The sequence below is a fragment of the Bacillus sp. FSL K6-2944 genome, from assembly GCF_038005385.1.
GTDB lineage: Bacteria > Bacillota > Bacilli > Bacillales > Bacillaceae_G > Bacillus_A > Bacillus_A cereus.
This window is the reverse complement of sequence record NZ_JBBOTE010000009.1, coordinates 1-26927: the sequence shown is the minus strand read 5'-3', so window position 1 is coordinate 26927 and position 26927 is coordinate 1. Positions and strand designations below refer to the sequence as shown.

Here is a 26927-nt window from a genome sequence, read left to right as displayed (position 1 = left end):
CTCAGAAAAGCCGGGCATTTTTGCCCGGCTTTGTAAAAATTATGTCCTGATTTTTTAAGAATGAATAGATGTTCCATCTGGAATCGTATGTTCCATCCATGCTGGCATGATAGGCATGTCCCACCTAAAGTTATATTTATCCATTGCCGTAGGACTAGTAATCCATCTCTTGACAGTATTTCCATGGATATTTTTATCTAACAAGTACACTTTAGGGTTATTTTCAAATTTAACAAGACCTATATTACCATCAATGACTGTGCCGTTTGGCACACCGGATAATGTTAATAATTCATGCACATTATCCCAATTTCGAAATAAACGATTATATACTTCTGGACTAGTAATTCCTCTTTTTGTTCCATTATCAATTAAATAGATAGTAGGATTTCCCACTTCTTTTACTCTCAAACCATTATATTGATTCAAGTTGTTCATTGTAAATTCATACTGAGTTGCATACGTCGTTTCTTGTTCTTGTGCAGAAGCTGCACTGATATTACCAAATAGTGAAGTAGAAATCATAGAAATTCCAAGTAGGCCCATTACACCTATCTTGCATACTGCTTTTTTCATACGTAAATCTCCTTTCGTATTTTGGTACATTTTAAAATATTATCGCGAGTACTCGTTCTACTTATCGATAAACGATTTGATGTTAGAGACAAAGGATTTAAGGTAACCAATAGGTCGTGGATGCTGTTCCTTGATATTGCTGATTTTTATCATAAAAATCAAATCGAAGTTCTTGTACATTCGGATATTTTATATATCGCATGTATTTATACATGTACCATCCTTTTAAATTGTTTGTATTTTTTATGAATAGGTTGCTCATTTTTTGGGGTAAAACCAATGGTCCTGGTGCATCCATTGCTCCTTCTGGAGCTAATCGAAGATAGACGGTATTATTTTTTTGAAAGACTTGTGTGATATCTAGCCATTCCGATCCTGTGTATTGATACGCTGTAGAGCCACCTGGTTGATTTGGTGATACATCTACAACTTGTCTCGAAGAATCTACGATATTTTCTCCTGTCGATAACGCTGCCGCAGAACAGGGCGCCGCTATCATAAAACTACAACAAGCAAGAATACTAGGAATTAAAATAAATTGATTGTTTCGTAATTTCATCTTGTAAAACCCCTCCGATAAAGTGTTATATATGGCATATACAACCATACAATAATGGATTCTACTTTACTAGATTTCATAGGTTGAGAAATATCTTACGGAATAATCTGCGTACAAAACAGGGATACCGAGAATATTTCACTTTAATTAACAAATTTGCTACAAAAAGAAAAAACGCAATCCTTATGAAAGCGTTTCTTCTTTGCGTTTATTTTATGAACAACGGAAAGGGTTTCATATTCACACTTATTTTACCACACATCGTCATCGACAAATATTGAGAAAGTTCTACATATATAATGGATAAGCAGGAATACGCTTTATTCCATTGCAATCACAACCATACCGGTAGCAGAACAGCCTGTTGAATACCCCTTATTACATTTTAAAACCAATATATATTCACCTTTACCCGATTTAGGGGTTCTGGTGCAAAAAAGTTAGGTTAATTGCAAGTAATCTTCTAATTTGGGACATACTGATACGATTACTCTACAAAAGGGATGTGATCAGTATGAAAAAGGACAATTTGTTTAAATGGAAGCATTACCAACCAGATATAATTTTATTAACTGTACGTTGGTACCTACGGTACAATCTAAGTTTTCGAGATTTGGTGGAAATGATGGAAGAAAGAGGATTATCCTTAGCACATACAACGATTATGCGCTGGGTCCATCAATACGGACCGGAACTGGATAAACGTATCCGATGTCATCTGAAACAAACAAATGATTCATGGCGAGTGGATGAAACGTATATAAAAGTAAAAGGGCAATGGATGTATTTATACCGTGCGGTTGATTCTGAAGGAAATACGATTGACTTCAATCTTAGTAAAACTAGAAATCATAAGGCTGCAAAGCGATTCTTTAAGAAAGCTTTGCAATCTTTTCATGCCTCAAAACCTCGTACAATTACAATTGATAAAAATCCTGCTTATCCAGTTGCTATCACCACATTAAAGAACGAGAAAAAAGTGCCGTTAGGCACTCAAATTCGGCAGATAAAATATCTAAATAACGTAGTGGAGCAAGACCATCGCTTCATTAAACAACGTGTACGCTCTATGTTAGGTTTTAAATCTTTTGGCACAGCTACATGTATGCTTGCGGGAGTAGAAGCCATGCACATGATAAAAAAAGAACAGGTGGATTTACAGAATCAGTCTGTTCGCAATCAAAAAGAATTTATTCATCAATTATTTGGATTAACAGCGTAAAGAATGATTCCAGTAGGAATCCTCATTATTTTTTGGGAATGTATCCTTTATTTGCACCAGAACCCAATGGAGGTATTGATCTTGAATTAAATGATAGAGTAAACAACAATACATCTCCTTATATGGGACGAATATCGGTCTTATTACAATGGCATAAACAGGATCCCGTGGATCATTTTGAACGAAGGCGTAATGAGCTTATTTATACAAAGTATCAACAGAATCGGAACCCATTTATTGATCATCCTGAATGGGTACAGCAAATTTGGAGCTCATAAATGGATTCATACTAAAATATTTACATAATCGCTAGTACGTTAAAACCCTTTGAAAAACTGAAATCGTTTTTCAAAGGGTTTTGTTTTTTAATATAATGTGAACATATTGTACACAGTATGCTGATAGATTTCTCCGTTTGTTTTAAAAGATCCAGAAAACGTTCTTGTCTCAGGGACATATCTTCCCCCATTTGTTTCTGGATATGCGGATGTTTGTTTACAGGAAAAAGAAAGATTCAAAGGGAGTTGAAACGAAACTTTTCCATTTTTATCTGTTCGTTTCTTTGCATAAACTGTATTGTCTTTTTTATTATAGATTGTAAATTCTACATCTGCTAAATTATTTCCAGGATAATACTTAAATCCCCCAGGCTCATTATGATCATATTTCCATTCCATAGCTGTCAATGTAATTTCTAATGTTCCCACTTCATTTTTTTTTATTTGTAATGATGGTTCACTAGCTGCTTGTACATTTTGCATTGCCGCTGTACTAAACAGAACTGCACCTGTTACAAAGGGTACAGCTAGAAATCGAATTGCATATTTTACAGTTTTGTTCATTCTATTTCCTCCTTCATATATGAAATGGATTGTTCCTAATAAACATCCATTGTTCTCAATTTGTCTCCCTCGTAACAATTCCAAGTTTTACATAAAACATCTATCATGATGATAGATTCAGCTTTCATTCTTTTCTATTTCACCATGAATCAATTATATATAGGTAATTCTCATGTTAACGAAACTTAAATGCATCATTAACGATACTTTAGTTACATTGTAAATGGATTTCATATGACATACAAGGTACTATCTGTATTTCTCAACCTACGCATATTACGAATCAGAAAACAATGTCTCCCTGTGTAGAACAGTGAAAAATCGAAACAACGTAGATGTATGGTGATTGTATGATACTTATTTTTCCTAATGAGCTGGTTGTTATTTTTCCTGTTGATGTCTTGAACATGACATGCGGATAAGAATCAGAAAAAAGAATTTCAGATTTCGTATGAAACACACAGTATGTAAGAATATATTTCTCACGTTTTAGGTTGTTGACACCAAATTTTATCCTCTCTAGACTAAACATAAGATCACATCCGAATCTGTATTAAAAGCTTACCAATCTAGAAAATTGGCAGGCTTTTTTTATTCTAGTCTGTTCATGTGATCATACCTATAAGGGAGGCGTTACCAAGTGACATTGTTAGAAAACATATTGACGCATAATGAAACATTTGTACAAAAACAAGAATACGAACCTTTTGTTACGACCAAATTTCCAAATAAAAAGTTATTGATTGTAACGTGTATGGATACCAGACTGCTAACATTGTTACCACAGGCATTGGGCTTACAAAATGGAGATGCTAAAGTCATAAAGAACGCAGGTGCTGTGATTTCCCATCCTTTTGGTAGTATGATGCGAAGTATCATACTGGGCATTTATGAATTACAAGTAGAGGAAATTTGTGTGATTGGTCATGCAGATTGTGGTATGGCGGGTTTGCAAGCTGAGCCGCTATTAGAAAAGGTAAAACAGCAAGGCATTGATTCCACCTGTATTCGTACATTGCAACAAGCAGGCATTAATCTATCTACATGGTTAACCGGTTTCCGCAATGTACAGGAAAGTGTCCAACATAGTGTAGAAATCATACGTGAACATCCCTTATTACCATCCTATGTCCCTGTGCATGGACTTGTCATTCACCCCCAAACAGGTCATTTAGAAGTCGTTATAGAGGGATATTCCTACGCACATACAACAAGTCCTTAAATACATGCAGGAAGAGGAGGAAAATGATGAGATTTTCAGGCAGATATGCTGAATATAACCTTGCGAACTTACAAAAAGATATGCTGGCAGGATTGGTAGTCGGAATTGTAGCGATTCCGCTTGCGATGGCCTTTGCCATCGCTTGTGGGGTACGACCTGAATATGGTATGTATACGACGATTATCGCAGGAATTCTCGTATCCATATTTGGGGGATCAAAATATCAGATTGCGGGACCCACAGGTGCATTTGTACCGATTTTACTCGGTATTGTGATGCAATATGGCTATGAAAACTTATTAATTGCTGGTTTTATGGCAGGAATGTTACTTATTATCATGGGTGTTTGCAAACTAGGAAGGTTTATCACCTTTATTCCGCGACCTGTCATGATTGGTTTTACAACGGGGATTGCTGTCATTATTTTCTCTGGACAGATTGCAAATTTTTTAGGGCTTCATCACCTGGAAAAGCAAGAAACCTTTTTTTATAATATGAAAGAAATTGGAACAAATATCGCAGAATTGAATCCATATAGTATCCTTACCGCTTTTCTTTGCTTAGGAATTGTGATCGCAGCTACAAAATGGTTACCTCGCATTCCAGGCGCATTATTGGGATTGGTCATTTCAAGTTTGATCGCAACCCTGTTATTTCCGAATCAAATTGAAACGATTGGGACTACATACGGCGATATCCCGCATCAACTACCGGACTTCCAAATGCCTGCATTTACATGGGATACTATCCTTATGTTACTTCCAGCAGCTTGTATCATTGCGGCATTAGGTGGGATTGAATCATTGTTGTCTGCCATGGTGGCAGATAACATGGCAAACAGCAAACATAATAGTAATAAAGAACTGGTGGGACAAGGAATTGCTAATATGGTGGCACCCTTATTTGGCGGCATTCCTGCGACCGGTGCCATCGCTAGAACCGCAACGAATATTAAAAATGGGGCCACTTCTCCAGTATCAGGCATGATACATGGAATAGTAGTATTGCTAGTGTTATTATTTCTGTCTCCGCTTGCTTTTCATATTCCACTGGCTAGTATGGCACCGATCTTAATGGTCGTTGCTTGGAATATGAGTGAAAAGCATGAATTTATTCATATCCTAAAAACAAAAACAGGAGATACCCTGGTATTGTTTTTGACGTTCCTATTAACCGTTTTCACAGATCTTACAACCGGAGTCAGTGTGGGGTTACTCCTTGCGTTTCTTCTGTTTATTGGAAAAATGAGCAAATCTTTACGTGTTCGAAAAGTATTGCCAGATCCAGTAGATTCCTATGTCAAGCCAGACATCGTCGCAAATGGGAAAAATTGTCCGCAAATCAGTATCTTTACTGTAGAAGGTCCTTTATTCTTCGGCACCATAAAAGAATTCGAAACATCTATAGAGGCATCCCTACAGTCTAACGCACACATTCTTCTCCTACGTATGGGAAACGTTTCTTTTATGGATACTTCGGCAGAGTCAGCAGTAGAACACATTCGAAAGAAAATGCTAGAAAAACAAGGAACCCTTTTGATTTCCGGTATCCAGCATCAACCGAAAGAAATATTCCATCAAACAGGATTATACGAAAGAATTGGCGAACCACACTTTTTCACACGTACAGGAGTAGCATTGCATTTTGCACTACAAGAATTGGAGATATCTAAATGTAAAGGCTGTAAACAATTTGCGTTTCAAGAATGTACAACACTTTCTGGACAATCTGCAGAATCAGATAAGAAACGTTCTCCCTTGGAAATCAACATGTAAATCATGAAGTAACGTGATCAGTATATCTGCTATGTGTTCGTTTGTTCACAAAAGACCTATGTTTTAGAGGACATTTCTATAAAAGGTCCTCTTTTTCTTTCTTCTGTATGCTTCAAGAAGGAAAATGCAGAAGCACAGTTAAATACTTATAGTGGTGACATACACCATTTTTTAAACCCATCGAAGACAAACCGAATGTATCATCTAAATGAAGAAGGAGCGGTCCGATGGAATTAGAACAAGTTGTGCGCAAATATGAAACAGATTTATTACGTTTACCTTATGTTGTAGGAGTAGGAATGGGATTTGTACAAGGAAAAGAAGTAATTCAAGTATTTGTTTCGAAAAAAGTACCACGTTCTCAATTAAAAGCATTGGAACAAATACCTACACAATTAGAAACATACCCCACGAACATTATAGAAGTGGGGACCATTACAAATCATTACACAGGATGAGGGGGAGATTGTTATGGGAAAACATTCAAATATAAAGGTGTTGACGGTTCAGGAACAACAAGACATTCAAAAAGTGCAGCAAAGTGTAGAGGATGATTTCTTACAGTTTCGGAATGTAACAGGTATTGGAGCCGGTATTCAACAGGTAAATGGGATTATGACAGGCACACCCTCTTTACTTGTATTTGTAGATCAAAAACTACCTGTTGAAACATTGGAAACGAATCAAGTTATTCCAAAAGAAGTAAATGGAATCAAAACCGACGTCATTCAAACAGGATATCTATTTGCTGGGACTCAACAAACATTACAAGTTGATACACAAGCCCTTTCCACTCGAGTTCGCCCAGCAAAAGGAGGGTATAGCGTTGCTCATCGAAATGTGACGGCAGGTACGATTGCGACTTGCGTATATGATATATTACCGAATGGTTCTACCAATCCGCCCGCACATGGATATGGTATCCCAAGTCGATATTATATACTAAGTAACAACCATGTATTAGCGAATAGTAATAACGCGAACATAGGTGATCCTATTTTACAACCTGGCCCGATTGATGGAGGGAGCGATCCAGCGGATCGGATTGCGACCTTATCAAGATTTATCCCAATTACCTTTTCTTCACAAGTACTACTTGAAAATCAAAACAATCTCGTTGATGCCGCGATTGCAGAAGCACCTTTTCATCAGATAGATCGTTCCATTCATTGGATTGGTTCTGTGCAAGGCTGGCGACGAAAACAAAATGTTACCGTCGGTACACGCGTCATGAAAACGGGACGGACCACAAATCATACACATGGCGTCATCACTGCAGTAAATGCAACCGTCGATGTAAATTACGGAAGTGGTAGGGTTGCACGGTTTCGAGATCAAATTATCACAACCAACCTTTCTTCAGGCGGAGACTCTGGCTCTTTAATCACGACAAATGATGGTGTTGCCATTGGCTTGTTATTTGCTGGTTCCTCCTCAGTTACAATCGCCAATCATATAGAACATGTCCGCTCGTTACTTGGCATCGAAGTGGCAGAAAACATATTATAAACATGTTCTACCCTTGCGATACCTATTCAACATCTAATCGCTATATGTTATATAATTCTTTTTCTAAAACAAATGAAAAAACGAACACCATGTAATCTTTTTCAAGGCCTTTACAAGGATTTCAAACAAAAAGTACGCCTTGGTATCAAAACCAAGGCGTACCAATCAGGATGATGAGCAAGCACATATTTACGGAACAGGTACTCATATGCTAATTACTCCGGAACAAGATAATAATCTATCATATTTATATATATGACAAGATAAAAAAGATGGAATTAGACTATGTACCTAGTACTTTTAATAATTCTATAGCTGCTGGAATAACAGCTCCGAAAAATGTTAACACAGCGATTGTGATGGCCATATGTATAAATCCCCTTCCCTAATAAAGAATTTTTCTTATTATAACGTTGAATGGATATAGATGCAATAGTTTTTCAACTTTTCAGAAATTATATTTTTCCTTCCATTACTTTCACAAAAAACAGTTTCGAACTACCACTCTCATTCTTTGTTCAAAGGGAATTTCGTCTTTTTATCGAATCTATACACCATACCCTGTTTAGAGGAGTGATTTTCATTGACAGAAATCGTAAAAATTGAGGAACTCAACACATTCTTGCCTTTGGCTTCTTTAGAAGCACTACCTGTGGAAGAACAAAAGATGCGACTACAATATTGGAAAGAGCACTTTTCAATCAAAGAAATCTTAGAAGGATTAGGAACCTATAAAAATAAACTCTATGATTTGTATAAAAAACATGAAATTACGACCCAAGGGCACATGCAGGCAAAACGAAAAGGAAAAGAAAAAACTACTCCCAAAGAAGATACACCTAACACTCTAGAATATACTCATTCCACCGAACCAGCTCAAACGCAAACACTCCCATCAACCATCCCAATGCAAGATGTGCCCGTGATTTCAGAAACTAAACCGACAACAATTCCGTCAGCACCGATAGAGCCTTCTATTCCAGAATCCTTTCATATCCACTATACAGGCCGTAAATCAAAACAGAAAGTCATTCACCAATTACAAGCGCTCGCTACTTTGTTAGAAGAAGAATCACACGAGCAATACCAGTTCTCGATCCAAATTGAAACAACATGCTTAAAATAAAAACAGACAAAGGATACAAACCACCTATAATGTTCTTAACCTTTTGTATAAAGTACAGCTTGTATGAGAAAACTGTTAATCATCCATAATATGTATTCCATTTTGAGTAGCCATTATTAGCTACTCTTTTTTATTACTTACTGTTCACTTACAATACTTTTTCAAATGGAATATCACCATATATATTAATTAGGATGCAGAATATTTTTGTATCGTTTCTAGGACAGCTGACACAATGCTTTGCATATGTTGATGCAATTCCGTTATTTGTAGCAATAATTTTTCTCTTTTATATGTTTTCATCTCCCGCACCATTCCTACAGAAAGTCTTTTTATTTCTTGATATGATTCTGAGCTTTCAAATGCTACTGTCTCTATATATGCTAATTTCGGAAATGAATTGTGCTGTTCTTGTTTCTTGCTCTCCCATTGCTGAAATACATATTGAATCCATAGCCGGATTTCTTCTTGCATAAGTATGAATTTCTGTATTTGCTCTTCTTTTTTATTGCCCCTCATTACAGTTCACTCCATTCTATTTCCATATCAAAAACCTCTCAAAATAATTTTTTTATGTTTTATTTTGAGATCCCCTTTGTTTCTAAAACATATAGCTCATTCACCAAAGAATCATATTCTCTTCGTGTGATTTGCTTTCTATACAACTGAATTAATAACTCTTGATGTGCTTTTGAAAATGCCATTTTGTCAATCCATTTGGGATACATGCGATGCCTCTCTCCATTTCTGTTTGAACATTTTGTCACATTGCATTATTTTATCTCGATATTCAAGTTCGTTCAATTAAAAATATAATTTTTTGAAAATATCAATTTACAATTGACTTATAAGTCATTACAATAGACCTATAATATAGGAAAAAGAGGACATTAGACCTTTACAACATATAGGAGATGCATATGAATGACATGAAACTACAAGATGTTATGACCACTAACGAAGCAAGCTATCGATGGAATATTAACGAATCCACCTTACGAATGCGGATTAAAAATAGTCCTATAATCGACGAGTTAAAAACACAAGGATTAATTAAGTATTTCCTGAAACCCGGAAACAAACGTGGAGAATATTTATTCACTGTTGAAGCGATGGAACGTCTTTATGGTAAAGAAAAAAGAAAGTAATAGAAAGTCCTCAACGCCCACCAAGACTGCGAGGACTTTCCTCAATATCATTTTCCATTCAGAAAGGATGACAAACATGTCAAACGCTTTACAAATTAAAAATGATGAACATATTATATCACATTCTGAAAGACCACAACAGACACCTCAGACGCCAAAAGATAAGCTACTCACCAACAAATATCATGCACTGTGTGAATGGTTCGGGATTGATGGTTGTAAAGAGTCTCAACTATACTTTTTCGGTACTTTTCTTGCCACTATTATTCTATTCACAATAATGTACGTGATGGGAGGTGTCTGCTATGGCTTCTAATGCAGCCGCTACCAACATCAATATTGGAGATTATGTGACATTCCCTTACCGTCACAATCCACCTCTGCAAGTAACAGGATATATTGTAACTGTACTCGAACATACTAGTATTGTAGATATTTCTGAAATGGACTCCTTCTTCCAACTTGGAATCGATGGACGCCAAGTGGTTCGACATGAGCAATATAAACCCGTTCCATTCAAATCCTGTAAAAAGGTGGCACAGTGAATATGTACATGTTTGATGTAAGCTATTGTGTGGATGGAAACAACTTTTCAAAGTCTTTTCTGCTGGCTGAGTCGAGAGATGGATTTGAACTCCAACAACAGTTACAAACTTTGCTGGAACAAGAACACGTTGCACCTGTATACATTATGGAAACAGATTTGGAAGAACTATAACGAATCATACAGCAAACACAGAAAAGAGGTGGAAATATTGCTTAGTTTTCTCATAAGTGGTTCTGTTGTCTTATTCTTGGCTGGTGTTTTATTTACATTTCTAAAAAAAGGACTATCCATTTTTTCTAAATTTGCACTGATTGGATTAAAATTATACGGTATCATATTTGTAGGTGTCCTCATCACGTATGTATTCTATTGCATTCACTATTATGCGGAATAAGGAGTGGTTTTTTTGAAAATTAGTGCCTATACACTTTCTTATACCATCGTAGCACCAAGCGGAGAAATGTACCCGACGCAAGAAGTAGTCATGTATACCGCCTCACAAGAGCGTGCGATTCAATTACTAGATGATGAAATTCAGCGAAGATTAGGAGAGGGCTACAATCGACATATCTCTTATACAAATCAAGAAAAAGAAGAACATGAACCCATCCAACTGTCCCTTTTCTAACGATAAAAACCCTTCAGGTCGTTAGCTTACCGGAAGGAAAAATAAGAACAAATGCCCTCCTGCTTGTAGGCATTTGCTATGGGTGTTCAATATAATGGAATATACGGAACACCTTGATTGTATCATATACTCATATAGAGGAATACTGGAAAATTCATCATGTGTTCCTACACAAAATCCCCTTGGAATCGCATGAAACATGTATTTGACCCTCAAGGGGATTCCCTTTACACACCTCGCCACTACTCTCTCATTCTATAGCCATTCCGTTGCCAAGACTGTGTACTTTACTACGCTTTACCTATACTAAAAAAAGAGCAGGCATACAATACAACGTCAGTATTGTGCGCCTGCTATACATAGGGATTTTGACTTTTGTTGAAGCTACTATGAAAAAAGTGAAACATGTTAAACTCCGCATATTGGAAGTCATATTAATTGATCTTCCTTATTATACAGCAAATATCGACAGGATGACAGAGAAACCCCCTTACTTCAGATGTTCCCCTTTTGTTTTACATGTTTTTACATTATAGTACGTGAAATTATTAGTTTTCTTCTTACCTACTTCCACTTCCTCACTTCATACAAAAAGCGAAACCCCTTGCAAGAGTAAGAGCTTTCGCTTTTTTATTTTACTAGCATACCCTTTACAACAAGTTGCAATTTATACTTCAGTGTAGTCGCAACTTGTAGCTATTAATATGTATGCCATATTCCATGAAATAATTACATAATATATTTATATTTTTGGTTTTCTATAGTTTATGCTCTTACATGTCTATTCATCACTTTAAAATGAAACTGTTTTAACAATGGAACTTCTGGACAAACTATTATTAAATTAATCTAATTCAGAGGTGAACGTATAATGGCATGGGAATGGCTTAGTATCAAACCACGTAGTAAACTAGGGAAATTTTTAGATCGACATGACCTTACTCAAGAAAAAGTTTCAAAAGTTAGTGGGGTTAGTAAAAGTACACTCAGTCGGCTCTGTAAAGGGAACGCTTTTCACCCCTCTTTTAAAAACCAAAATAAGATTATCACTGCATTACGTAAATTAACAGGAAAAAACATTGACCCTACTGATTTTTGGATGTAAAAAAGCTATACTGGCCCAAGTATTCTTTTTATAATGCATCCTGTAGCAAGTATATCTGTACATACACATTATGCTTCAGTGCATAATTCATTAATTGCTTTTCCCTACAGTCAGATATCGTACAGAAGATGATGATGGGCTTAATTTGCTGTTGCTTCTGATAAATGTTAGTTAAATAAGCATAATACTGTATTTTCTTTTCATTTACTTTCATATGCTGTAGCCGGTCTACTTCTACAAAGTGAGGAACATTGTCTTTTGTGAAAAATGCGTCTGGAACAATTGTTTTTTCTTCTCCTTGATAGCACAGAGTGATGACTTGCTCTGTTTTCCAATCAGGAAAATCTAACCACATCCATGCTTCATTTCGCAATAAAATATGTTCTAATTGATGCTTCCTTTTTCGTTCTTTCGCCTGTATGCCGAGCAATGCCATCCCTTTTTTATTGAGGTAATACACATACTCTCGGTTGTGCGAAGTCACATGACAGTAGGAGCGTAAATCCTTCAGAATACGATTGGCATTCCGAATGCTACCTAGACAATGAATGGCTTGCAACTGTCGTCTAGACGCAAATTCCAATTTACTTAAACTCGATAAAATCTCGATTTGTCTCGCTTTTTGTTTTAGTTTTTGATGTTTCAATTTGTTTCACCACCTTATACTGTTTTAATGCATTCCACATTTCCTTATTGGACAGATAAGGCACTTGAATTTCTTCTACACGATCTGTTTTGAAAAGCGCTCGCCCTGGTATGGATGGAAGTTCTTCTAATCCACTTTCATCTATTGCCACCTGTGAAGCCACTACGGTCGGTAAGCGGAATCCAATCTTGGCGTCGCTGTTTTGTTTTATTTGTCTCGGTAATGTATCAGAAGTCGGGTACTGGGTACAAAAAATCAGGCGAAACCCCAATGCTCCGCCAATCCTCGCTATTTCCGATAACATTTCTTGACACATATAGAGCATATCTCTCTTTTGTTTTGGCAATCCCTGTATTGGGCACAAGTTCGCTGATTCATCAACTATAATGAAATAGCGTTCTTTGATTGGTGTATCTACAATGTTGGTAAAATAAGATTCTTTCATGCGTACTACCTGTTCTACCATCTTTTCACGGATACGATTCAACATATCAAATGCTTGCATGGGATTCTCCGCCACTTCTTCTACTTGTGCCAAGTCCTTGTAAGGGCTGAATTCCAATCCTTCTTTTAAGTCAATCACATAGAATTTCACATGACGGGGTTGCTGTAAAATTAAGCTCGTCATCATATTTTTGAGAAAAACTGTCTTGCCAAAACGAGTCATCCCACTCACGCACATATGCGGTGTTTTTTCAAAATCATGATATATCATACGGTCTAACGCTCTTCCCATGATGACGTTCCATGTCTTCTCTCGTAACAATTCATTGGACCAATGCCATTTTTCAGGAATACATTGCTGGAATACCCGTATAAACAGCTCCCGTCGTTGAAAGGAAATCATGACGGGTTTATACAACCCTTCCTCTAATACTTGCGCTAACTTCTGTATGAGCTGACTCGGCACACCTAATGGCAGCCGATAGACAAATGTTGTACTAATATCATCCTCTGTTTGTTTCAAAAATACGGGGTACTGCATTTCTCCTTTATGCTGTACACACACTTTCGTGATTTCAAAAAACGCTTTGATTTTCTTTTTATCACTTAGCTCTTTTCCCTTAAAAAAATACGCTACTGTTAAAAAAGTAACTGGAATTACCAAAAGCGAAAACATAAACTCCATACCTCCCTAGAGGTAGTTGGGGTTATGTAGTACATAAGAAAGAAGTTGTTTCCATGCATTGCGACAGCTCCCTTCAACTACCCGATAAAATACTAGCGTAGAAATACATCGAGCATATCACGTAGCACATACCACACCGTACCAATTAACAAGCATTTGAGACCCGCACGTAGCATCCAATCGGGAAGGTGAAGCCCTTTTCTTTTCAGCAATTTAATACCCATAACGATTGCACCTGTCACGCCATATACAACCCCTAATTCGCCTACAATGGTCATGTTATCGCCATCCTTTCGGTTGAATGGATAAATTCCCTTGAGAATCCTTGTATAACTGGTAATCTTCTAATAACTCATTCCAAGAGACGGGATGTTCGTTTCCATACAAATCATCTTCAATTTTTTCACTCAAAGAATAGTACCCTCGATATTGCCGATCTAAATACACGTCATAACGGAGCATGTGCTCCTGTATCGCTGTTATATCCTCTTCTTTTCTCGCACTTTTGTACAGTTGTTGCAAGGTGCGAGAAGAATAAAGATACGGTGTGCTGTACAACATCTGATATTGTCCCATGTATCCTCACCATCCTGATAAGATTCTAGGTTCTTTAGATACATATGAGGGAGTAGAAGAAAACTAAAGTTGTACACAAAAAAAACGCTATTTCATCAAATAGCGTTTCTACTCAAGGTTATATTTTTTCATCAATGGTTGATAGGGAAGCGAATTTCTCTTCCACCTTTTAAAATATTTCGCTTATTATCAGATATCGGTTTTGCTTCAGGGAGCATTTCTCCAGTAGAACGATTAATCCAGTTAGAACTACTATTGATGCGCCATTCCTTATTTTCTTCTATCCACTCTATCCAAAGCTCAATATCCACCGTTTGCCCGTATACACTGGCAGGATCATTGTATTTCACATATGTGGTTATCGTTTGATTGGGCTGATCGATTTGGCTGTATTTGTCTAATACTTGATAGGTTTGTACCATACCTTGTTGTGTTGCTCCTCGCCAATCTGCAAGGTATGCATACTTCGGTAATACTTCTTCTTGTACACGCTTTGTTAAAAACTTCTGTTGTATCTCACGTACCATTTCATCAGAAAGTTTCAACCCTTCCACACGTACATAGGGATCTAAATATTCTTTCGTGCGTTGCTCCACGACTTTTACATCATCAGCTGTTAATTTCTTTTTTTGCTCTTTCTTTTGAGAAGTTTGTTGCACTTCCTGTTTTGCTACTTGTTCCGTAGGAGAGGAATCACCGCTTTTGGCTACGATGATTCCGACCATAACTCCCACTACAAGGAGTAAAGCACCGATGACACTATATAACACCTTTGTCTGTTTCAAGCTATTCACCCTTTCCTTCTATAGTTCTAAACCTCTATGTTTCATTTTTTGCCTTCTGATTTCTTGTTGATGTTCATATTCTCTTTCTTTTGCTTCTTGCTGCATTTTTTGACGCGTACGCTCCAGAATATCTGATACTTCCAGTAAGCCATCTAAACGATTTTCTTTTTCTTGGAATTGATGATACGACAACTTCAGTTCTTCCAACTCTGCTTGGCGTGCTTCCCCATTTTCTTTGACTAACTCTTGCTTGAGTTGTAGAACCTCTTTCGCTTTTTCAATGCGCTCCTGTACAGTCTGATACTCTTTTAGTAATGTTTGATCTCGTAGTACCACTCGCTTGAACGTATTTCCTTTTGTTTCTAACTCTTTCTTCTCTTCTTCTGCTTGTGCTAAGACTTGTTCTGCCCGTTGAACTTTTGCAATTTTTTGTACCACCGCAGACACCCGTGAAATATGTTGTTCTGTTATCATTTTTTGCGCAATCACTTTATCTTGTTTCTTTTGCAATTGTGCGTGACGATTCGTGAAATCATACACCGTGCCACTTTCTTCATTCCACAGTTTCATTTGAACCAATACTTGTCGCTCTTTTTGACTCAGTAAATGACGATTCGTATACAAGTCTTTCAGCTCTGGATACGTTTCTCCTACATAGCGAATCGCTTGTTCTTCTAATACCTTTTTCGCTTGTTGGATTCGTGGCAATTGCACTTCCGCTATCCGTTCTTTCCGAAGCGCTTCTTTTTCTATTTTCTCTACATTCCACTTCATTCGTTGTAAACTATATGCTAGGTTATTTACATCAATTCCTTTTTGAGTTAACCACGTTTTTAATTTCTCTAATTGATATTGATGAGAACTTGTTTTTCTCCACTTTGAAGAAAGTTTTTGATACTCACCTGCTCGTTCAATCGCAAGTTCATATGCCATTCTTTTTGTTCTAGCTTCATCTAATATGATCTTAATCGGTGTATTCGTTAATTGTTCTTGCAACTGGTCAATAGCCACAGACACATTGTGATAGGTTACTTCTTTTCTTAATACTTTTTTGGCTTCCTGTAACATTTTTTCTTCTTTTTGCTGTAGCGAAAGTTTTGTTACATAAGACATACTTTCTTCTTCTGTTACATCTCTTCCCATCGCTTGTTTCCAGCTTAACCACTTACTCATAACAGGGCTATTTTCTGTCATCCCTAATGATTGAATAATCCCTTGTGTTTTCGGATATTGTTTCAACTCTTGTTCACAACGTTCTACTAAAACCTTACGAGCTTTCACTAACACTTTTGCTTGCTCAATAATATGCTCCACACGTTCCGAACGTTTTTGTTTTTGCTCCGCCACTTTCCATTTATGAAGTTGCTTTCTACGCTTATCAATGGCATCAATGGTTACTTCTTTTCTGATAATTTTTTCCGCTTCTGATAGCACTTCATTTTCTTTCACTCTTTGCACAATCATGCCCATAGAAAGCGAAGGAGATTGTTTCATTTCTTCTAACAATTGAATCGCTATTTCTGGGTGTTTTTCTTCCTTCCAATCACGAAGATATACGCTGTATCCTTGGCGAGAAAGATAGGACATCGCTTGCAATTCATACCACTGAATGGCTTGCTTCGTATCCTCTCTTTGTGCTTGTAATATATTCATATTTGACACATAACGAGTATCCGAAATACGTCCATCATTCTGCTGTTTTTGCATACTCTTTTCCCAACGATCTAACAGGACTACATGTGATTGTAGACGTTCATAAGTTACAGATTGCTTCATATGACTTTCAGCCTTTTCCATAACCATGTCACGCTCGACCGCTTCTACAAGTGACACCATATCTTCTGTTTGCAATTCTTTCATTTTTTCATACATGCGAACCGAATATTCACCTTGTAATTCCATTGGTTGTTCTTGAATATATACGTGCAGATTTTTTTCTTCTAACTGTCGATAAGCGGACGTTTCAATTTGCTCTTTTAACCAAGTATAAGAATGTAATTTCTGTTTCGATTTACTATCTTGTAAACGTTCTTGTTGTTTCGTAACAAGCTCGATTTTTTTATGAAGAGCGACATATCCTTTTACGGATATCTCTACTTTTGAAATCGAATCTGTTTCTTTCTTTTGTTGTTCTTTAACGAGCGATTGTCTCTTTTCTTGTAAGGAAATGAGACGCTGATTATAGGCTTGCACACGACGATTATATTCTCCAGTTTCTGTACGAATCCCACGTTTCTCTAACTGATGTTCTTTATAACCGATATGCTTTGTTGGTAACAACTCAATTCCTCGTTCCTCGTAAGAACGATGGTCAATTCTCTCTTGTACATTTTCTTTTTCTAAAGACAGATTCGCATACTTCGCCCATGCTTCTCTCCATGCAAGTAGATTTTCTTTCTTATCCCAATCTCTATTTTTCTTTTTAACAAATCCATCCTGAGAAATCTCACGAGTTGTCAATAAAATGTGGGCATGAGGATTATTTTTGTCATCTCGGTGAATCGCAACATCAGCAATCATGCCTTGTTGTACAAATGTATCATGTGCAAATGTTAAAACAAGTTCTCGTTGCTCCGATTCTGACAATTCATTTGGGATTGCTACAACCACTTCTCTTGCTAAGCGACTGTTTCCTCTTTTCTCAAAACGTTCTACTTCATTCCATAAATCTTGACGACGAAAAACCCATGATGGTGCTTCAGAAGGCGCTAGGATATGCGTCTCAGGTTGCACGGTACGAGAGTAGTATTTTGTTTCTTTTGTTCGTTCACAATACAATGACTCACCACTTCGATACGCAGCACTCGCTACTACATTTTGTTGTTTCTTTCTTGAAATTGTTTTTACCTTTAAATGATAGATCGCCATATCCTAGTTCACCTCCTCAAATTTGATACTTCTACTATACAAACCCCGTAGGGAACAACCGATGTATTTCGGTTGGTAAAACGTACAAACTGAAAGTTTGTGTAAGTGCGCACTGTACGTTCCTTACAGTGAATATTTTACCATCTTTTCTTCTTTCTTTCTATAATTTTCTGAATTATTTTTATTGATTTTATTATCCACACAAATTATAATTGATGTACATAGTTTTTCTATCTACTGGAATTCAGGTGATAAAAAATGAACCATGAAACAGAGCTAAAAAAGATTGAACGAGAATTAGAGTACTTAAAAATCACAAAACGAGAATTGCAATTTCAAGATAAACAGCATGATAGAAAAAAACGAACGAAACGATTAATAGAAACAGGTGCATTATGCGAAAAATACTTCGATATGTACCACATGACAATTGAAGATCGAGAGGAAGTATTTAAAATATTTTCTAATTACATCAAAGCAAATACGCCTAATCGTTTTTGTAAAAAAGAAAGCACTTAGTAGATCAACAACGAAATTTATAAAGGGTGGTAGGTTACATGAGTAATAAAACCGAAGAAAAATTAAAAGCACTTCTAGAAAAAGAAGAACAACTCAAGAAAGAAAAACAAGAATTAAAAAGAAAAATGAAACTTGAGGAAAAGAAAAAAAGAGAGAAGCTGTGTAAAAATACTGGTGAACTAACAGAGAAATATTTCAATATTGAGCATCTATCTATCAAAGACCGAGAAGTTTTATTTGAATCAATTTCTATTCGTGTTAATGAAAAAATCGAGAATTTATTTCCTAATGCACTGAAAATAAAACACATTTCATCTGAAGATGAAAATAACAAAATTGTTACCAATCATTCTCCTGTAGCTCTGTAGACTTTTTAAAGTAACTATACTCATACAAAAGGAGATTATTATTTTTATGCATCTGACAACGTACGTTGCGTTAAATATGTTTGATAGTACACTTTCATTCATCCAAGCAAATAACCTAGAACAAGCTTGTGAAAATCTGAAACATTCCTCATTTGATTTGGAAAAAACGTGGAGAATACATGATATAACTTGCTATAGCAAAAAAGATGCAATTATGATATCAGCTCATAATAAATCCGACAATAATTATGTTCGTTATCTCATTATGAGTAAGAGAAAATGGGATGAAGAAAAAGGTAAATTTCAAACTGTATTTAGAGAGGTCTCTTATCACAATAAGTGATGAAATCCTCTCTTCATTTTTAAAATTTCTAGTGAAAGAAGGACTTCCCTTGATTCAAATAAAAAGTTCCCTATTGAAACGTGATGTTCAATGAAACATTGTATGAAATGCAATAATATAGTTGAACCCCTAAGTTATAGTACGTTACGTAAAATCAAAAAATCCGCCGCTGAGTTCAAGCATTCGGATAAAGAAGAAATGCACAAAATTAAAATCTCCGCACTTCAGTTTTCCAACAAAAAAATTTGTGAATATTGCTATTTAGAAGATTTAGCATACCTCACAACAATTATGAGAATAAAAGCAATACAACAAGAAAAATCCCTGTTTTAGAATTTCGATTCTATAAACAGGGATTTTTTATTAATAATTGCTTACAATTCAAATGGTGTTTATGGCAACATACTATTTACTTTGTAATTTTTCCTTTTTCTCTTTTTCAGCATTCCACTTATGCGTGATGGATCGGATTTCTTTTAAATCCAATTTTTCCGCAGGAATAATATCCATAATCGAACCTTTGAACAAGCAATGTGTTTGCTCTTCTGTTTGTACGTAGATAGTATATTCGTCTCTGCCATCTACGATGCCCTTTACCACTTTTCCGCCTTGCATAACAAACTTACAAGGCATTTGTTTGTGGTCTAAATACTGTAATAAGAAATCTAATTTGTAGTACATCCTTTCTCCTCCTATTTTTTTGTACACATATTTATCATAAATTTTATTTTTTAAATTTATTACGATCAAACTTAGGTTTATTTCTTCTATGGTCTATTTTCTCGTTAGTATCATCTATATCATTTTTAGCTTTTTGTTTATCCATATTTTCTTCTATTAATGGTTCTGAAATTGCAGGTTTTATTATGTTTTCTATTATTTCATTTCTATTGGTTGGTTCTACAGAGTTACTACCTCTTGTTTCAATCTGATTCCCACCACCATAAATTTCTTGCAACATTTGAAATTGCACATCAGGTTGGTCTATTTCTCCATAACCATACTTATTAATATGATGAAGGAGAATTTTACGAATTGATTCATTAATATTTTTTTGATTATCAAGTAATTGCCTGATATTGGGGTCTTTTGCTTGAAAGCTGTAATTATCAGTTTTTCGTTTTTCTCCTTTTTTCCTACCCATATACTCTCTCTCCTTATTCTTCATCCTCTTGACTTAACACATGATAAATCGTCATTCCTTCAACATTCATATTCGTTGTAAAGTCCTTTGGAATCCATAAGACTTTAATACCATATTTATCACAAAAACCTTTTAGTTGGTCGTATAAAACATCTTTCATATGAATGTTTCCACCTCCATATACTGCGACAACATCCACATTATATTGGGCCTTGCGCAACCTTTTTGTAAGCTCTGAATAAATATTATCAGCTTGTTCTACTTTTTCTTCATCTAAGTAGGCAAGGGCAAGTTTTTTAAATCGTCTATTGGGATTTGGATCTTTAATGATCTCTGCAAAATGTTGACGTTCTATCTCAACATTCACCTCGTCAGCTAATTTCTCTTTGGCACTTTCAATCGCATGGCCTATACCGTATTTTTTCCCGCTTTTTTTATCGTGTTCAAAATCATAACCTTCAGTTAGTGGGAATTCAGTTGTTCCATCCCCTATATCAGCATGTTGAATTCGTTTACTTTCAAAGTACTCGCCTGTTATTTCTTCAAGTTGATATGTTTTTTGAAATTCTGTAAACATATTAGATGATCTATACCCTACGATTCCTTTTTCATCTATTTCATTAATAAGCGCAAAAAGGGCGGATACCCCTTCTTGAAGCACATCTACTTTTTCAAAATTCACATTAACTACAACATCTATTGCATCCACATGAACTGTTATTGTATGAATATGATCAATATATTTTTTTTCAAATTGTTCAGCATTTTCTATTGTCCATTCCGAGGCTGGAAGACATGTTTCCATTTCAACCGTTAAATCAATACGATTTGGTAATGACCCTGATTTCTTATAAACTTCTTGAACTGCATAACCTGCTAAAAAGCTAGACGTATTAATAACTGGTAATTCTTGCTCATATTTTTTTAGCACATCTATATCAAGGTTATTTGGTGAATCACTACTTTTTAATGCCTTATCCCCAATAAAATACATTCCTGGTGATGAAACTGCACCAGATGTAATAGAGACATTTAAGTTTTCTAATAAGTTAGGTATCACATTTTCTGGTTTAAGGTTTAAATACGTTGGCTTCTTGGTTAATTTCTTATATACATTTGCTTGCTTTTTTAATTCGCCATTAATTGTTATTTTTTGTTCACTATTCCCATTGTCATTTTGAACCACATAATGCATAGTTTCAGTTTTCATAATTTAACCCCTCCACATTAGTTATTTTAAATTCATAATAACTTAATAAAACTTAAAATAAGTTATTTATTAGTGATTGATTTACTTATAGCATGAAAGTTTTAGTGTATACATAAATTATACTATATTTTCATGGTTAATAAAAGCAAATAAATACTATAAAAAATTAAAATAAGTTATTTTAATTTTTTATAGTATTTATTTAAGTTAAATTGAGTTGGCATCATATTTACTAAAAAAACTTTTTGCTTATCCATGTAATAGCATTCACATGATCTCAGTCCATTGTTACCGGACTGAGCGTTTTTTTGCGAGAGGAAATAAGGAAGATTGGACTGATGTCTCTCTCCCAAACACTAGAACCTATTTTCCTGTCTCGGGTTGGCTGTTAGAGTTATATTCGGGGTTTTTAGGGAATCCTAAAGAAATTTGCTGCATCCTTGTAGAGTCATATTCAGCCAATTATGGACGAATCCTAACAGTCTTCCCTTCAAATAAACATCATTTTACATTTAAAACCATAATGATGTAAATGTTGGATATGCATATATGCATGAAATATATTACGAATTGGTTGTTATACTCCAATTACAGAAAAATTTATATATATTGAAAGTTTATGTCATAATAAACTTGAGAAATATAGTTTTATTATTCAGAAATATTTTTATTTTGTTATAATTAAAGGGGATTTTTAATGTGGAAATATAAGAGGGGGATATAATGAACAGTTCATTACACAATATCGAATCTTTATCACAGCAATTAAATGATTTGTATGCAGCTATTCGTAAAAGGGACTTAAACAGTTCTATTATCTTAAAAGAAAAAATCGACTTGCATTTTGATGAATTCCAAAAAAACTCTGATTTGGCTCTTCACTATCACCTTATTCACTTTCGATATAATTTCTTACTAGATAATTTCAATATTTCAAAAGATAGTTTTGATGTTATTGATACTTTCGATATACCGCTTACAGGTATTTTAGGATACTACTACACATTTTTTAAAGCAATTTATTTTAACGCTGTGGGAAATTATATTGAGGGAAAAGCTTATTTCTATAAAGCAAAAGAATTATTACATGATGTTCCTGATGAATTAGAATATGCAGAATTCCATTATATGTTAGCCATTTCTTTATATGACAATTTTGAATCTCTTTTAGGAATAAAAGAGGTCTTAGTATCTAAGAAAGTATTTCTTAAAAACGATACTTTTGAAACAAATGTTGCTTTTTGTAACAATTTACTCGGATTAATGTGTACAGATTTAAAAAATTATGAATTAGCAGCAGATTTTTATTACGAGGCATTACATACGTTTCAAAAACTTAATGAAGAAAATTGGATATTAATGGTTCAGCAAAATTTAGGTTTTATGTATTCAGAACAAGAGCTAACTGAACAATCTTTACATTATCTTTCTAAGGTAAACAAAAAAGTATTAAATAATTATAAAGTTTTATTTGTTGAAGCAAAAGAACTTTTCAAATTGGGAAAAAATGCGGATGCACTTGATTGTATTGAAAGAGGGGTACATATTTGCAAATCTTTACATCATGAAGAATATTTACATCACTTTAATATTCTTCAAGCTTTTGTACTAGATTTACCTGGTATAGAAATTGAAGAAATAATTTTAAAAGGGAAATTATATTTTGAAAAGCAAAATTTAACAGCGTATAATCAAAGGTACTTTGAGCAACTTGCACATAAGTATAAGCAGGAAAATGAATATTTTAAATCTTGCGAATGTTATAGTTTATCTTACAATTATGCAAAACAAACTAATAAAAAGGAGGTGCTTTCATGCAAATAGTAAAATTCACTGTATTAAGTGCTATAGTATTATTAAGTGTTTTAAATATTGATAATGTAAATACTCTTCAAAAATCAGAAAATATAATAGTGCAATATCAACATGGAAACACAGGAGGGTAAGTTTTACCTCCTGTGTTTTTTTATTATAAAAACACATATAAATAGTTAAATCTTTATAAGAAACACCATCTATATTATTTAAATCATGTTTTAAATAATTAAAAAAATTAGTTATATTAGGATTTATTTTATCCTATTGGCTCTTACTCTCACAAGGGGTTAGAGATTTCTTCTTATTCAATTTCTTATTCAATTCCTTATTCAATGTAGCTATCATTCTATGTATGAATTTAGCTCACTTATTCTAAAAACACCCTTTCAAACTTAAAAACTAATAATTGATTAAAAGGATTTTTAAATTTAACAATACAATTTCATGACAAAAAGCCTTGTGAGGTTTAATTTTTTCAACAAGGCTATATGATTCTTATTTTGTTGTTAGAAATAGCAGTTAAGAGTTAAAACCTAGTATTTCTCGTAACTTCTTAAAATCAATTTGGTTCTTAAATGGCTTATCAAACTCCGTATTAACCATGTGTTCTTTTAATTTCTCCTTGCGCAGTTCCCTATAAGCATTTATTTTATTTGTATACATTTCTATGAAATGGGCAGGAGTACTTACATCTGATTGAGTATGCTCAAAATAGCGTACACACTCCTCGAAAGTCTTTCTTACTTCCCAATCTACGTCTGGTGGCATACGCAATGCAATTGTATAAGCATCTTTTTCAGTAATATTTGTATTTTTACTTAACATGTAGAGATAAAGCTTCTTCTGATCTTCACTCATAAAATCATTCATTTCTTGTAATCTTGCCGCCAGTATCTCTTGTAAGCTAGTTTCCAATTTTTTATCTTCGTCAGAATTCGTTTCTTGTTCCTCATTTTCTTTTTCTTCAGGTTCTACTTCAACAGGATTAAATAAATCTAATCCTGTTGAAGTAGATAAAAGTTGCGTTTCTTCAGATTGTATGTCTTTTTTCTTATTAAAACTCTTACACAAAAAATCTGTAAATGTGGAACAAACATCAATAGTTAACGCCCATTTTTCCTTGAAATATTCTAAGATTTTTAAATAGTTGTTGTGTAAAGCGAGAATATAAACAGAAGGTGCAATCTTACCGTGGCGTCTAGTCTTAATTTGATGACAAACACCAAGGTCTTCTAAAAAACATATTATTTCATTAATAAGTGGAAGAGATACTTTAGATTTTCGACTTAATTTTTTCTGAGATACTTGAGAATAACCATTCTGTACTAAAAATGATAGGATTGTTTCTAAAGCACGATATTTTTGAGGAGAATCTAGGTAATCATATGTATTCTTTGCTTCGCAATCTAATAAAATATGATCTATATAAGAAATGACATGTTTTACATGACGATTAATTGTACCCTCTTTTGGGGATAAATGTTGAATATGTGGATTTAAATCTTTTAAAGCTGAGCTGAGTAAAAAATTTCGAATGAACACAAAAAAACCTCCTATTTTTCCTAACTCAACAAAGGATGGAAAATAGGAGGTTTTGATTCACAAGATATTTAACATATGGTATAATTGTATTGTGTTAAATATACTTAAGAAAACCCCCTACTTTTTGGGTCATTTTAATTGTTTCAGCCGCCAAACTGATAAGACAATTAAAATGGAGTTGAGGTAGGGTTTTTTTTATTTAAAAGCATTTATGATGACATATTAGTTTTTTTATCTTGTAACATGACTTAAATAATATTAAATTACGTGTTAATTTGACCAAAGTAATTCTGTGAAAAACTTTATCTGAATTTACATACTTTAATCTTATAACTAATTTGATAGAATTTCAATATATAAACGAGTAAATTCGACTTGAAAAAACGTTAAATCTACAGAGATAATTTAGGAGTCTTGAGTGAAAAGGGGTTCTACATATAGAAAGTTGCAAGGGAAATTAATCGATTGGTTATTTTTATCAAGACTTAATTTATTTTATTCTTGGATTATCAGGCCGCTTTCTTGAAAGCGATCGAAGAACACCGAAAACCCACTTTTTTAGAAGTGGGTTTTCGGCTTTTATCTAAATGAAATTATTAAGAGTTTTTTATTTCGTTTTGAAGGTAATTAGCAAAAGTTTCAAAATCCATATGCAGTTGTTTTTCTTTATAGTTAAAAAAATTTAAATATGCATCAAGTTCAAATTTTAATTTGTCTTGTTTTATAGTTGGTAAATTTGAAAGTTGTTCATAAAGTTGATTGCATCTTTCTTGTTGTTCATCTGAAATAGAAATATTTAACGGGTTGTCGCTTGCTCCTATTAAATAGTCTGTACTGACATCTAAAACTTTTGAAATTACAGCTAGAATGTCATATGGTGGCTCAGTGCCTTTTAGTTCCCAATTTGATAACGAGTTCACAGTAAAAGTGGAATCACTTAATTCACTAACTTTTTCTGAAAAATCCTTCATTTTCCATCTGCGCTCTAGGCGTAATTGTCTTAATCTAGTTCCAAAAACTCCCACAAATACCAATTCCTTTCATTGATAATTAAAAAGTATAAAATCGATAGTGAAGCGAAAATAAATAACAAGAAATAAATATGTAAAAAATACATAAAAAAATGTTTTTTTTACTTGTTTTTAGCTTAAAGATGATATAAGATAAAAACCAAGGGAGGTGTTAAGTATGAATGTTCATCAAAATATTGTAACGAATTTAAGGTTAGTTCGCGAAAGTAAAGGAATTACGATGAACCAATGTTCAAAAGACTTAAATATTCCATGCGGTGTTTTTCATGAAATCGAAGTAGGCAAAAAAAGTACAATTGCATCTCGAGCTATTATAATTGCAGAGTATTTTAATCTACCTGTAAGCGAACTATTTAGTCCAACATATTATCGAGCCAAGGTTACGTAATTCTGATTAACTTGATAAGTATACCCATACAATATACATTCAATGTACATTGTATAGGAAATAAGAAAGATTTCAATCATTTTTAACTGCAAGTAGAAACTATGTTCATGAAGTATATTTTTTTGTTCAATTTAGACTGAATTTTTTTAATATTAAATATATTTAGATCTTTGAAAATTTCATACTCAAAAAGGAGCTACTAACAATGACGAAAAGATTCGTGTATTCCAAATCCTTGGCCTTGGTGATGAGCTTATGTATGTTCTTCATCAGTGTACTGATTCCGATGAAATCTGCGAGT

Annotated in this window: 33 protein-coding genes; 18 read left to right on the top strand and 15 right to left on the bottom strand. The window is 34.4% G+C overall.

Annotated elements, in window-relative coordinates; all coding sequences use genetic code 11:
- Positions 1 to 54: 54 nt before the first annotated feature.
- Both MHH55_RS34850 and MHH55_RS34845 read right to left on the bottom strand, forming a co-directional pair.
- Positions 55 to 576, bottom strand: coding sequence for a hypothetical protein (locus MHH55_RS34850; RefSeq protein ID WP_098214425.1), 522 nt, complete (start codon positions 574 to 576; stop codon positions 55 to 57).
- A gap of 97 nt (positions 577 to 673) precedes the next feature.
- Positions 674 to 1135: a hypothetical protein gene (locus MHH55_RS34845; protein WP_340882656.1), complete on the bottom strand. Its 462-nt coding sequence runs from the start codon at positions 1133 to 1135 to the stop codon at positions 674 to 676.
- 514 nt (positions 1136 to 1649) lie between these two features.
- Between MHH55_RS34845 and MHH55_RS34840 the strand changes: the two genes are divergently transcribed.
- Together MHH55_RS34840 and MHH55_RS34835 are read left to right on the top strand one after the other, a co-directional pair.
- Positions 1650 to 2357, top strand: a complete 708-nt coding sequence (locus MHH55_RS34840) for an IS6 family transposase (protein ID WP_340882654.1) — start codon at positions 1650 to 1652, stop codon at positions 2355 to 2357.
- Between the two features lie 38 nt (positions 2358 to 2395).
- Positions 2396 to 2635: an endonuclease gene (locus MHH55_RS34835; RefSeq protein WP_445661843.1), complete on the top strand. Its 240-nt coding sequence runs from the start codon at positions 2396 to 2398 to the stop codon at positions 2633 to 2635.
- 87 nt (positions 2636 to 2722) lie between these two features.
- Here the strand turns inward: MHH55_RS34835 and MHH55_RS34830 are convergent, their stop codons facing one another.
- On the bottom strand, positions 2723 to 3199 hold the full coding sequence (locus MHH55_RS34830; protein WP_340882652.1) for a SpaA isopeptide-forming pilin-related protein: 477 nt from the start codon (positions 3197 to 3199) through the stop codon (positions 2723 to 2725).
- 640 nt (positions 3200 to 3839) lie between these two features.
- Here MHH55_RS34830 and MHH55_RS34825 point away from each other — a divergent pair.
- The 5 genes from MHH55_RS34825 to MHH55_RS34805 all read left to right on the top strand — a co-directional run bounded on the left by MHH55_RS34825 (position 3840) and on the right by MHH55_RS34805 (position 8831).
- Positions 3840 to 4421 carry a beta-class carbonic anhydrase gene (locus MHH55_RS34825; protein ID WP_340882651.1) on the top strand — a complete coding sequence of 194 codons (582 nt, stop codon included), beginning with the start codon at positions 3840 to 3842 and terminating at the stop codon, positions 4419 to 4421.
- A 26-nt stretch (positions 4422 to 4447) separates the two neighbouring features.
- The gene (locus tag MHH55_RS34820; protein ID WP_340882649.1) at positions 4448 to 6196 is read left to right on the top strand and encodes a SulP family inorganic anion transporter; all 1749 of its coding nucleotides are present in this window, start codon (positions 4448 to 4450) and stop codon (positions 6194 to 6196) included.
- Between the two features lie 227 nt (positions 6197 to 6423).
- The gene (locus MHH55_RS34815; protein ID WP_069356801.1) at positions 6424 to 6654 is read left to right on the top strand and encodes a hypothetical protein; all 231 of its coding nucleotides are present in this window, start codon (positions 6424 to 6426) and stop codon (positions 6652 to 6654) included.
- Positions 6655 to 6667: 13 nt separating this feature from the next.
- Positions 6668 to 7705 carry a hypothetical protein gene (locus tag MHH55_RS34810; protein ID WP_340882647.1) on the top strand — a complete coding sequence of 346 codons (1038 nt, stop codon included), beginning with the start codon at positions 6668 to 6670 and terminating at the stop codon, positions 7703 to 7705.
- Positions 7706 to 8288: 583 nt separating this feature from the next.
- Positions 8289 to 8831 (top strand): hypothetical protein, encoded by a 543-nt coding sequence (locus MHH55_RS34805; protein ID WP_000136353.1) that lies wholly within the window; start codon positions 8289 to 8291, stop codon positions 8829 to 8831.
- A gap of 189 nt (positions 8832 to 9020) precedes the next feature.
- Here MHH55_RS34805 and MHH55_RS34800 read toward each other — a convergent pair whose 3' ends face one another.
- On the bottom strand, positions 9021 to 9350 hold the full coding sequence (locus tag MHH55_RS34800; protein ID WP_065486456.1) for a hypothetical protein: 330 nt from the start codon (positions 9348 to 9350) through the stop codon (positions 9021 to 9023).
- 401 nt (positions 9351 to 9751) lie between these two features.
- On the opposite strand from MHH55_RS34800, the gene MHH55_RS34795 reads away from it, so the two are divergent.
- From MHH55_RS34795 to MHH55_RS34775, 5 genes are all read left to right on the top strand, one after another.
- Positions 9752 to 9979 (top strand): helix-turn-helix domain-containing protein, encoded by a 228-nt coding sequence (locus MHH55_RS34795; protein ID WP_000999223.1) that lies wholly within the window; start codon positions 9752 to 9754, stop codon positions 9977 to 9979.
- A gap of 305 nt (positions 9980 to 10284) precedes the next feature.
- Positions 10285 to 10524, top strand: coding sequence for a DUF2187 family protein (locus tag MHH55_RS34790; protein WP_340882644.1), 240 nt, complete (start codon positions 10285 to 10287; stop codon positions 10522 to 10524).
- Positions 10525 to 10526: 2 nt separating this feature from the next.
- Entirely contained in the window at positions 10527 to 10697 is a 171-nt protein-coding gene (locus MHH55_RS34785) for a hypothetical protein (protein WP_023523686.1), read from the top strand.
- Between the two features lie 235 nt (positions 10698 to 10932).
- Positions 10933 to 11154 carry a hypothetical protein gene (locus tag MHH55_RS34780; RefSeq protein WP_243168610.1) on the top strand — a complete coding sequence of 74 codons (222 nt, stop codon included), beginning with the start codon at positions 10933 to 10935 and terminating at the stop codon, positions 11152 to 11154.
- A gap of 871 nt (positions 11155 to 12025) precedes the next feature.
- Positions 12026 to 12259: a helix-turn-helix domain-containing protein gene (locus MHH55_RS34775; protein ID WP_030030304.1), complete on the top strand. Its 234-nt coding sequence runs from the start codon at positions 12026 to 12028 to the stop codon at positions 12257 to 12259.
- A 28-nt stretch (positions 12260 to 12287) separates the two neighbouring features.
- Here MHH55_RS34775 and MHH55_RS34770 read toward each other — a convergent pair whose 3' ends face one another.
- The 6 genes from MHH55_RS34770 to mobQ all read right to left on the bottom strand — a co-directional run bounded on the left by MHH55_RS34770 (position 12288) and on the right by mobQ (position 18263).
- Positions 12288 to 12905, bottom strand: a complete 618-nt coding sequence (locus MHH55_RS34770; RefSeq protein ID WP_340882638.1) for a replication-relaxation family protein — start codon at positions 12903 to 12905, stop codon at positions 12288 to 12290.
- Positions 12844 to 14025: an FtsK/SpoIIIE domain-containing protein gene (locus MHH55_RS34765; protein ID WP_340882636.1), complete on the bottom strand. Its 1182-nt coding sequence runs from the start codon at positions 14023 to 14025 to the stop codon at positions 12844 to 12846. Before MHH55_RS34765 ends, MHH55_RS34770 begins: the two co-directional genes overlap by 62 nt.
- A gap of 101 nt (positions 14026 to 14126) precedes the next feature.
- The gene (locus MHH55_RS34760; protein WP_088029368.1) at positions 14127 to 14312 is read right to left on the bottom strand and encodes a hypothetical protein; all 186 of its coding nucleotides are present in this window, start codon (positions 14310 to 14312) and stop codon (positions 14127 to 14129) included.
- Between the two features lies 1 nt (position 14313).
- Positions 14314 to 14610, bottom strand: coding sequence for a hypothetical protein (locus MHH55_RS34755; RefSeq protein WP_088029366.1), 297 nt, complete (start codon positions 14608 to 14610; stop codon positions 14314 to 14316).
- Positions 14611 to 14741: 131 nt separating this feature from the next.
- Positions 14742 to 15404: a hypothetical protein gene (locus MHH55_RS34750; protein WP_088029364.1), complete on the bottom strand. Its 663-nt coding sequence runs from the start codon at positions 15402 to 15404 to the stop codon at positions 14742 to 14744.
- Positions 15405 to 15413: 9 nt separating this feature from the next.
- Entirely contained in the window at positions 15414 to 18263 is a 2850-nt protein-coding gene (gene mobQ, locus MHH55_RS34745) for a MobQ family relaxase (protein WP_340882632.1), read from the bottom strand.
- A 258-nt stretch (positions 18264 to 18521) separates the two neighbouring features.
- Here mobQ and MHH55_RS34740 point away from each other — a divergent pair, with 258 nt between their 5' ends.
- Genes MHH55_RS34740 through MHH55_RS34730 form a run of 3 tightly spaced genes read left to right on the top strand, consistent with a single transcriptional unit; the run spans position 18522 to position 19493 of the window.
- A complete protein-coding gene (locus tag MHH55_RS34740; protein ID WP_144489173.1) occupies positions 18522 to 18782 on the top strand; it encodes a hypothetical protein in 261 nt (86 codons plus the stop codon).
- Between the two features lie 38 nt (positions 18783 to 18820).
- Positions 18821 to 19150, top strand: coding sequence for a restriction endonuclease (locus MHH55_RS34735; RefSeq protein ID WP_144489172.1), 330 nt, complete (start codon positions 18821 to 18823; stop codon positions 19148 to 19150).
- Positions 19151 to 19196: 46 nt separating this feature from the next.
- Entirely contained in the window at positions 19197 to 19493 is a 297-nt protein-coding gene (locus tag MHH55_RS34730; RefSeq protein ID WP_340882630.1) for a hypothetical protein, read from the top strand.
- A 405-nt stretch (positions 19494 to 19898) separates the two neighbouring features.
- Here MHH55_RS34730 and MHH55_RS34725 read toward each other — a convergent pair whose 3' ends face one another.
- The 3 genes from MHH55_RS34725 to MHH55_RS34715 are packed head-to-tail and all read right to left on the bottom strand — an operon-like array spanning position 19899 to position 21847.
- Positions 19899 to 20174 carry an RNA chaperone Hfq gene (locus MHH55_RS34725; protein ID WP_340882628.1) on the bottom strand — a complete coding sequence of 92 codons (276 nt, stop codon included), beginning with the start codon at positions 20172 to 20174 and terminating at the stop codon, positions 19899 to 19901.
- 43 nt (positions 20175 to 20217) lie between these two features.
- The gene (locus MHH55_RS34720; RefSeq protein ID WP_340882626.1) at positions 20218 to 20637 is read right to left on the bottom strand and encodes a hypothetical protein; all 420 of its coding nucleotides are present in this window, start codon (positions 20635 to 20637) and stop codon (positions 20218 to 20220) included.
- Between the two features lie 13 nt (positions 20638 to 20650).
- Entirely contained in the window at positions 20651 to 21847 is a 1197-nt protein-coding gene (locus MHH55_RS34715) for a ParM/StbA family protein (RefSeq protein ID WP_088029352.1), read from the bottom strand.
- 723 nt (positions 21848 to 22570) lie between these two features.
- Between MHH55_RS34715 and MHH55_RS34710 the strand changes: the two genes are divergently transcribed.
- The gene (locus MHH55_RS34710; RefSeq protein ID WP_075720262.1) at positions 22571 to 23671 is read left to right on the top strand and encodes a response regulator aspartate phosphatase; all 1101 of its coding nucleotides are present in this window, start codon (positions 22571 to 22573) and stop codon (positions 23669 to 23671) included.
- Positions 23662 to 23793, top strand: coding sequence for a hypothetical protein (locus tag MHH55_RS34705; RefSeq protein WP_254915330.1), 132 nt, complete (start codon positions 23662 to 23664; stop codon positions 23791 to 23793). Before MHH55_RS34710 ends, MHH55_RS34705 begins: the two co-directional genes overlap by 10 nt.
- Before the next feature lie 391 nt (positions 23794 to 24184).
- Here MHH55_RS34705 and MHH55_RS34700 read toward each other — a convergent pair whose 3' ends face one another.
- The gene (locus MHH55_RS34700; RefSeq protein WP_075717005.1) at positions 24185 to 25207 is read right to left on the bottom strand and encodes a Replicase RepFR55; all 1023 of its coding nucleotides are present in this window, start codon (positions 25205 to 25207) and stop codon (positions 24185 to 24187) included.
- A 596-nt stretch (positions 25208 to 25803) separates the two neighbouring features.
- Positions 25804 to 26232, bottom strand: a complete 429-nt coding sequence (locus MHH55_RS34695) for a helix-turn-helix domain-containing protein (protein ID WP_043935277.1) — start codon at positions 26230 to 26232, stop codon at positions 25804 to 25806.
- A gap of 163 nt (positions 26233 to 26395) precedes the next feature.
- On the opposite strand from MHH55_RS34695, the gene MHH55_RS34690 reads away from it, so the two are divergent.
- On the top strand, positions 26396 to 26626 hold the full coding sequence (locus MHH55_RS34690) for a helix-turn-helix domain-containing protein (protein ID WP_043935275.1): 231 nt from the start codon (positions 26396 to 26398) through the stop codon (positions 26624 to 26626).
- The last annotated feature ends 301 nt before the right edge of the window (positions 26627 to 26927 follow it).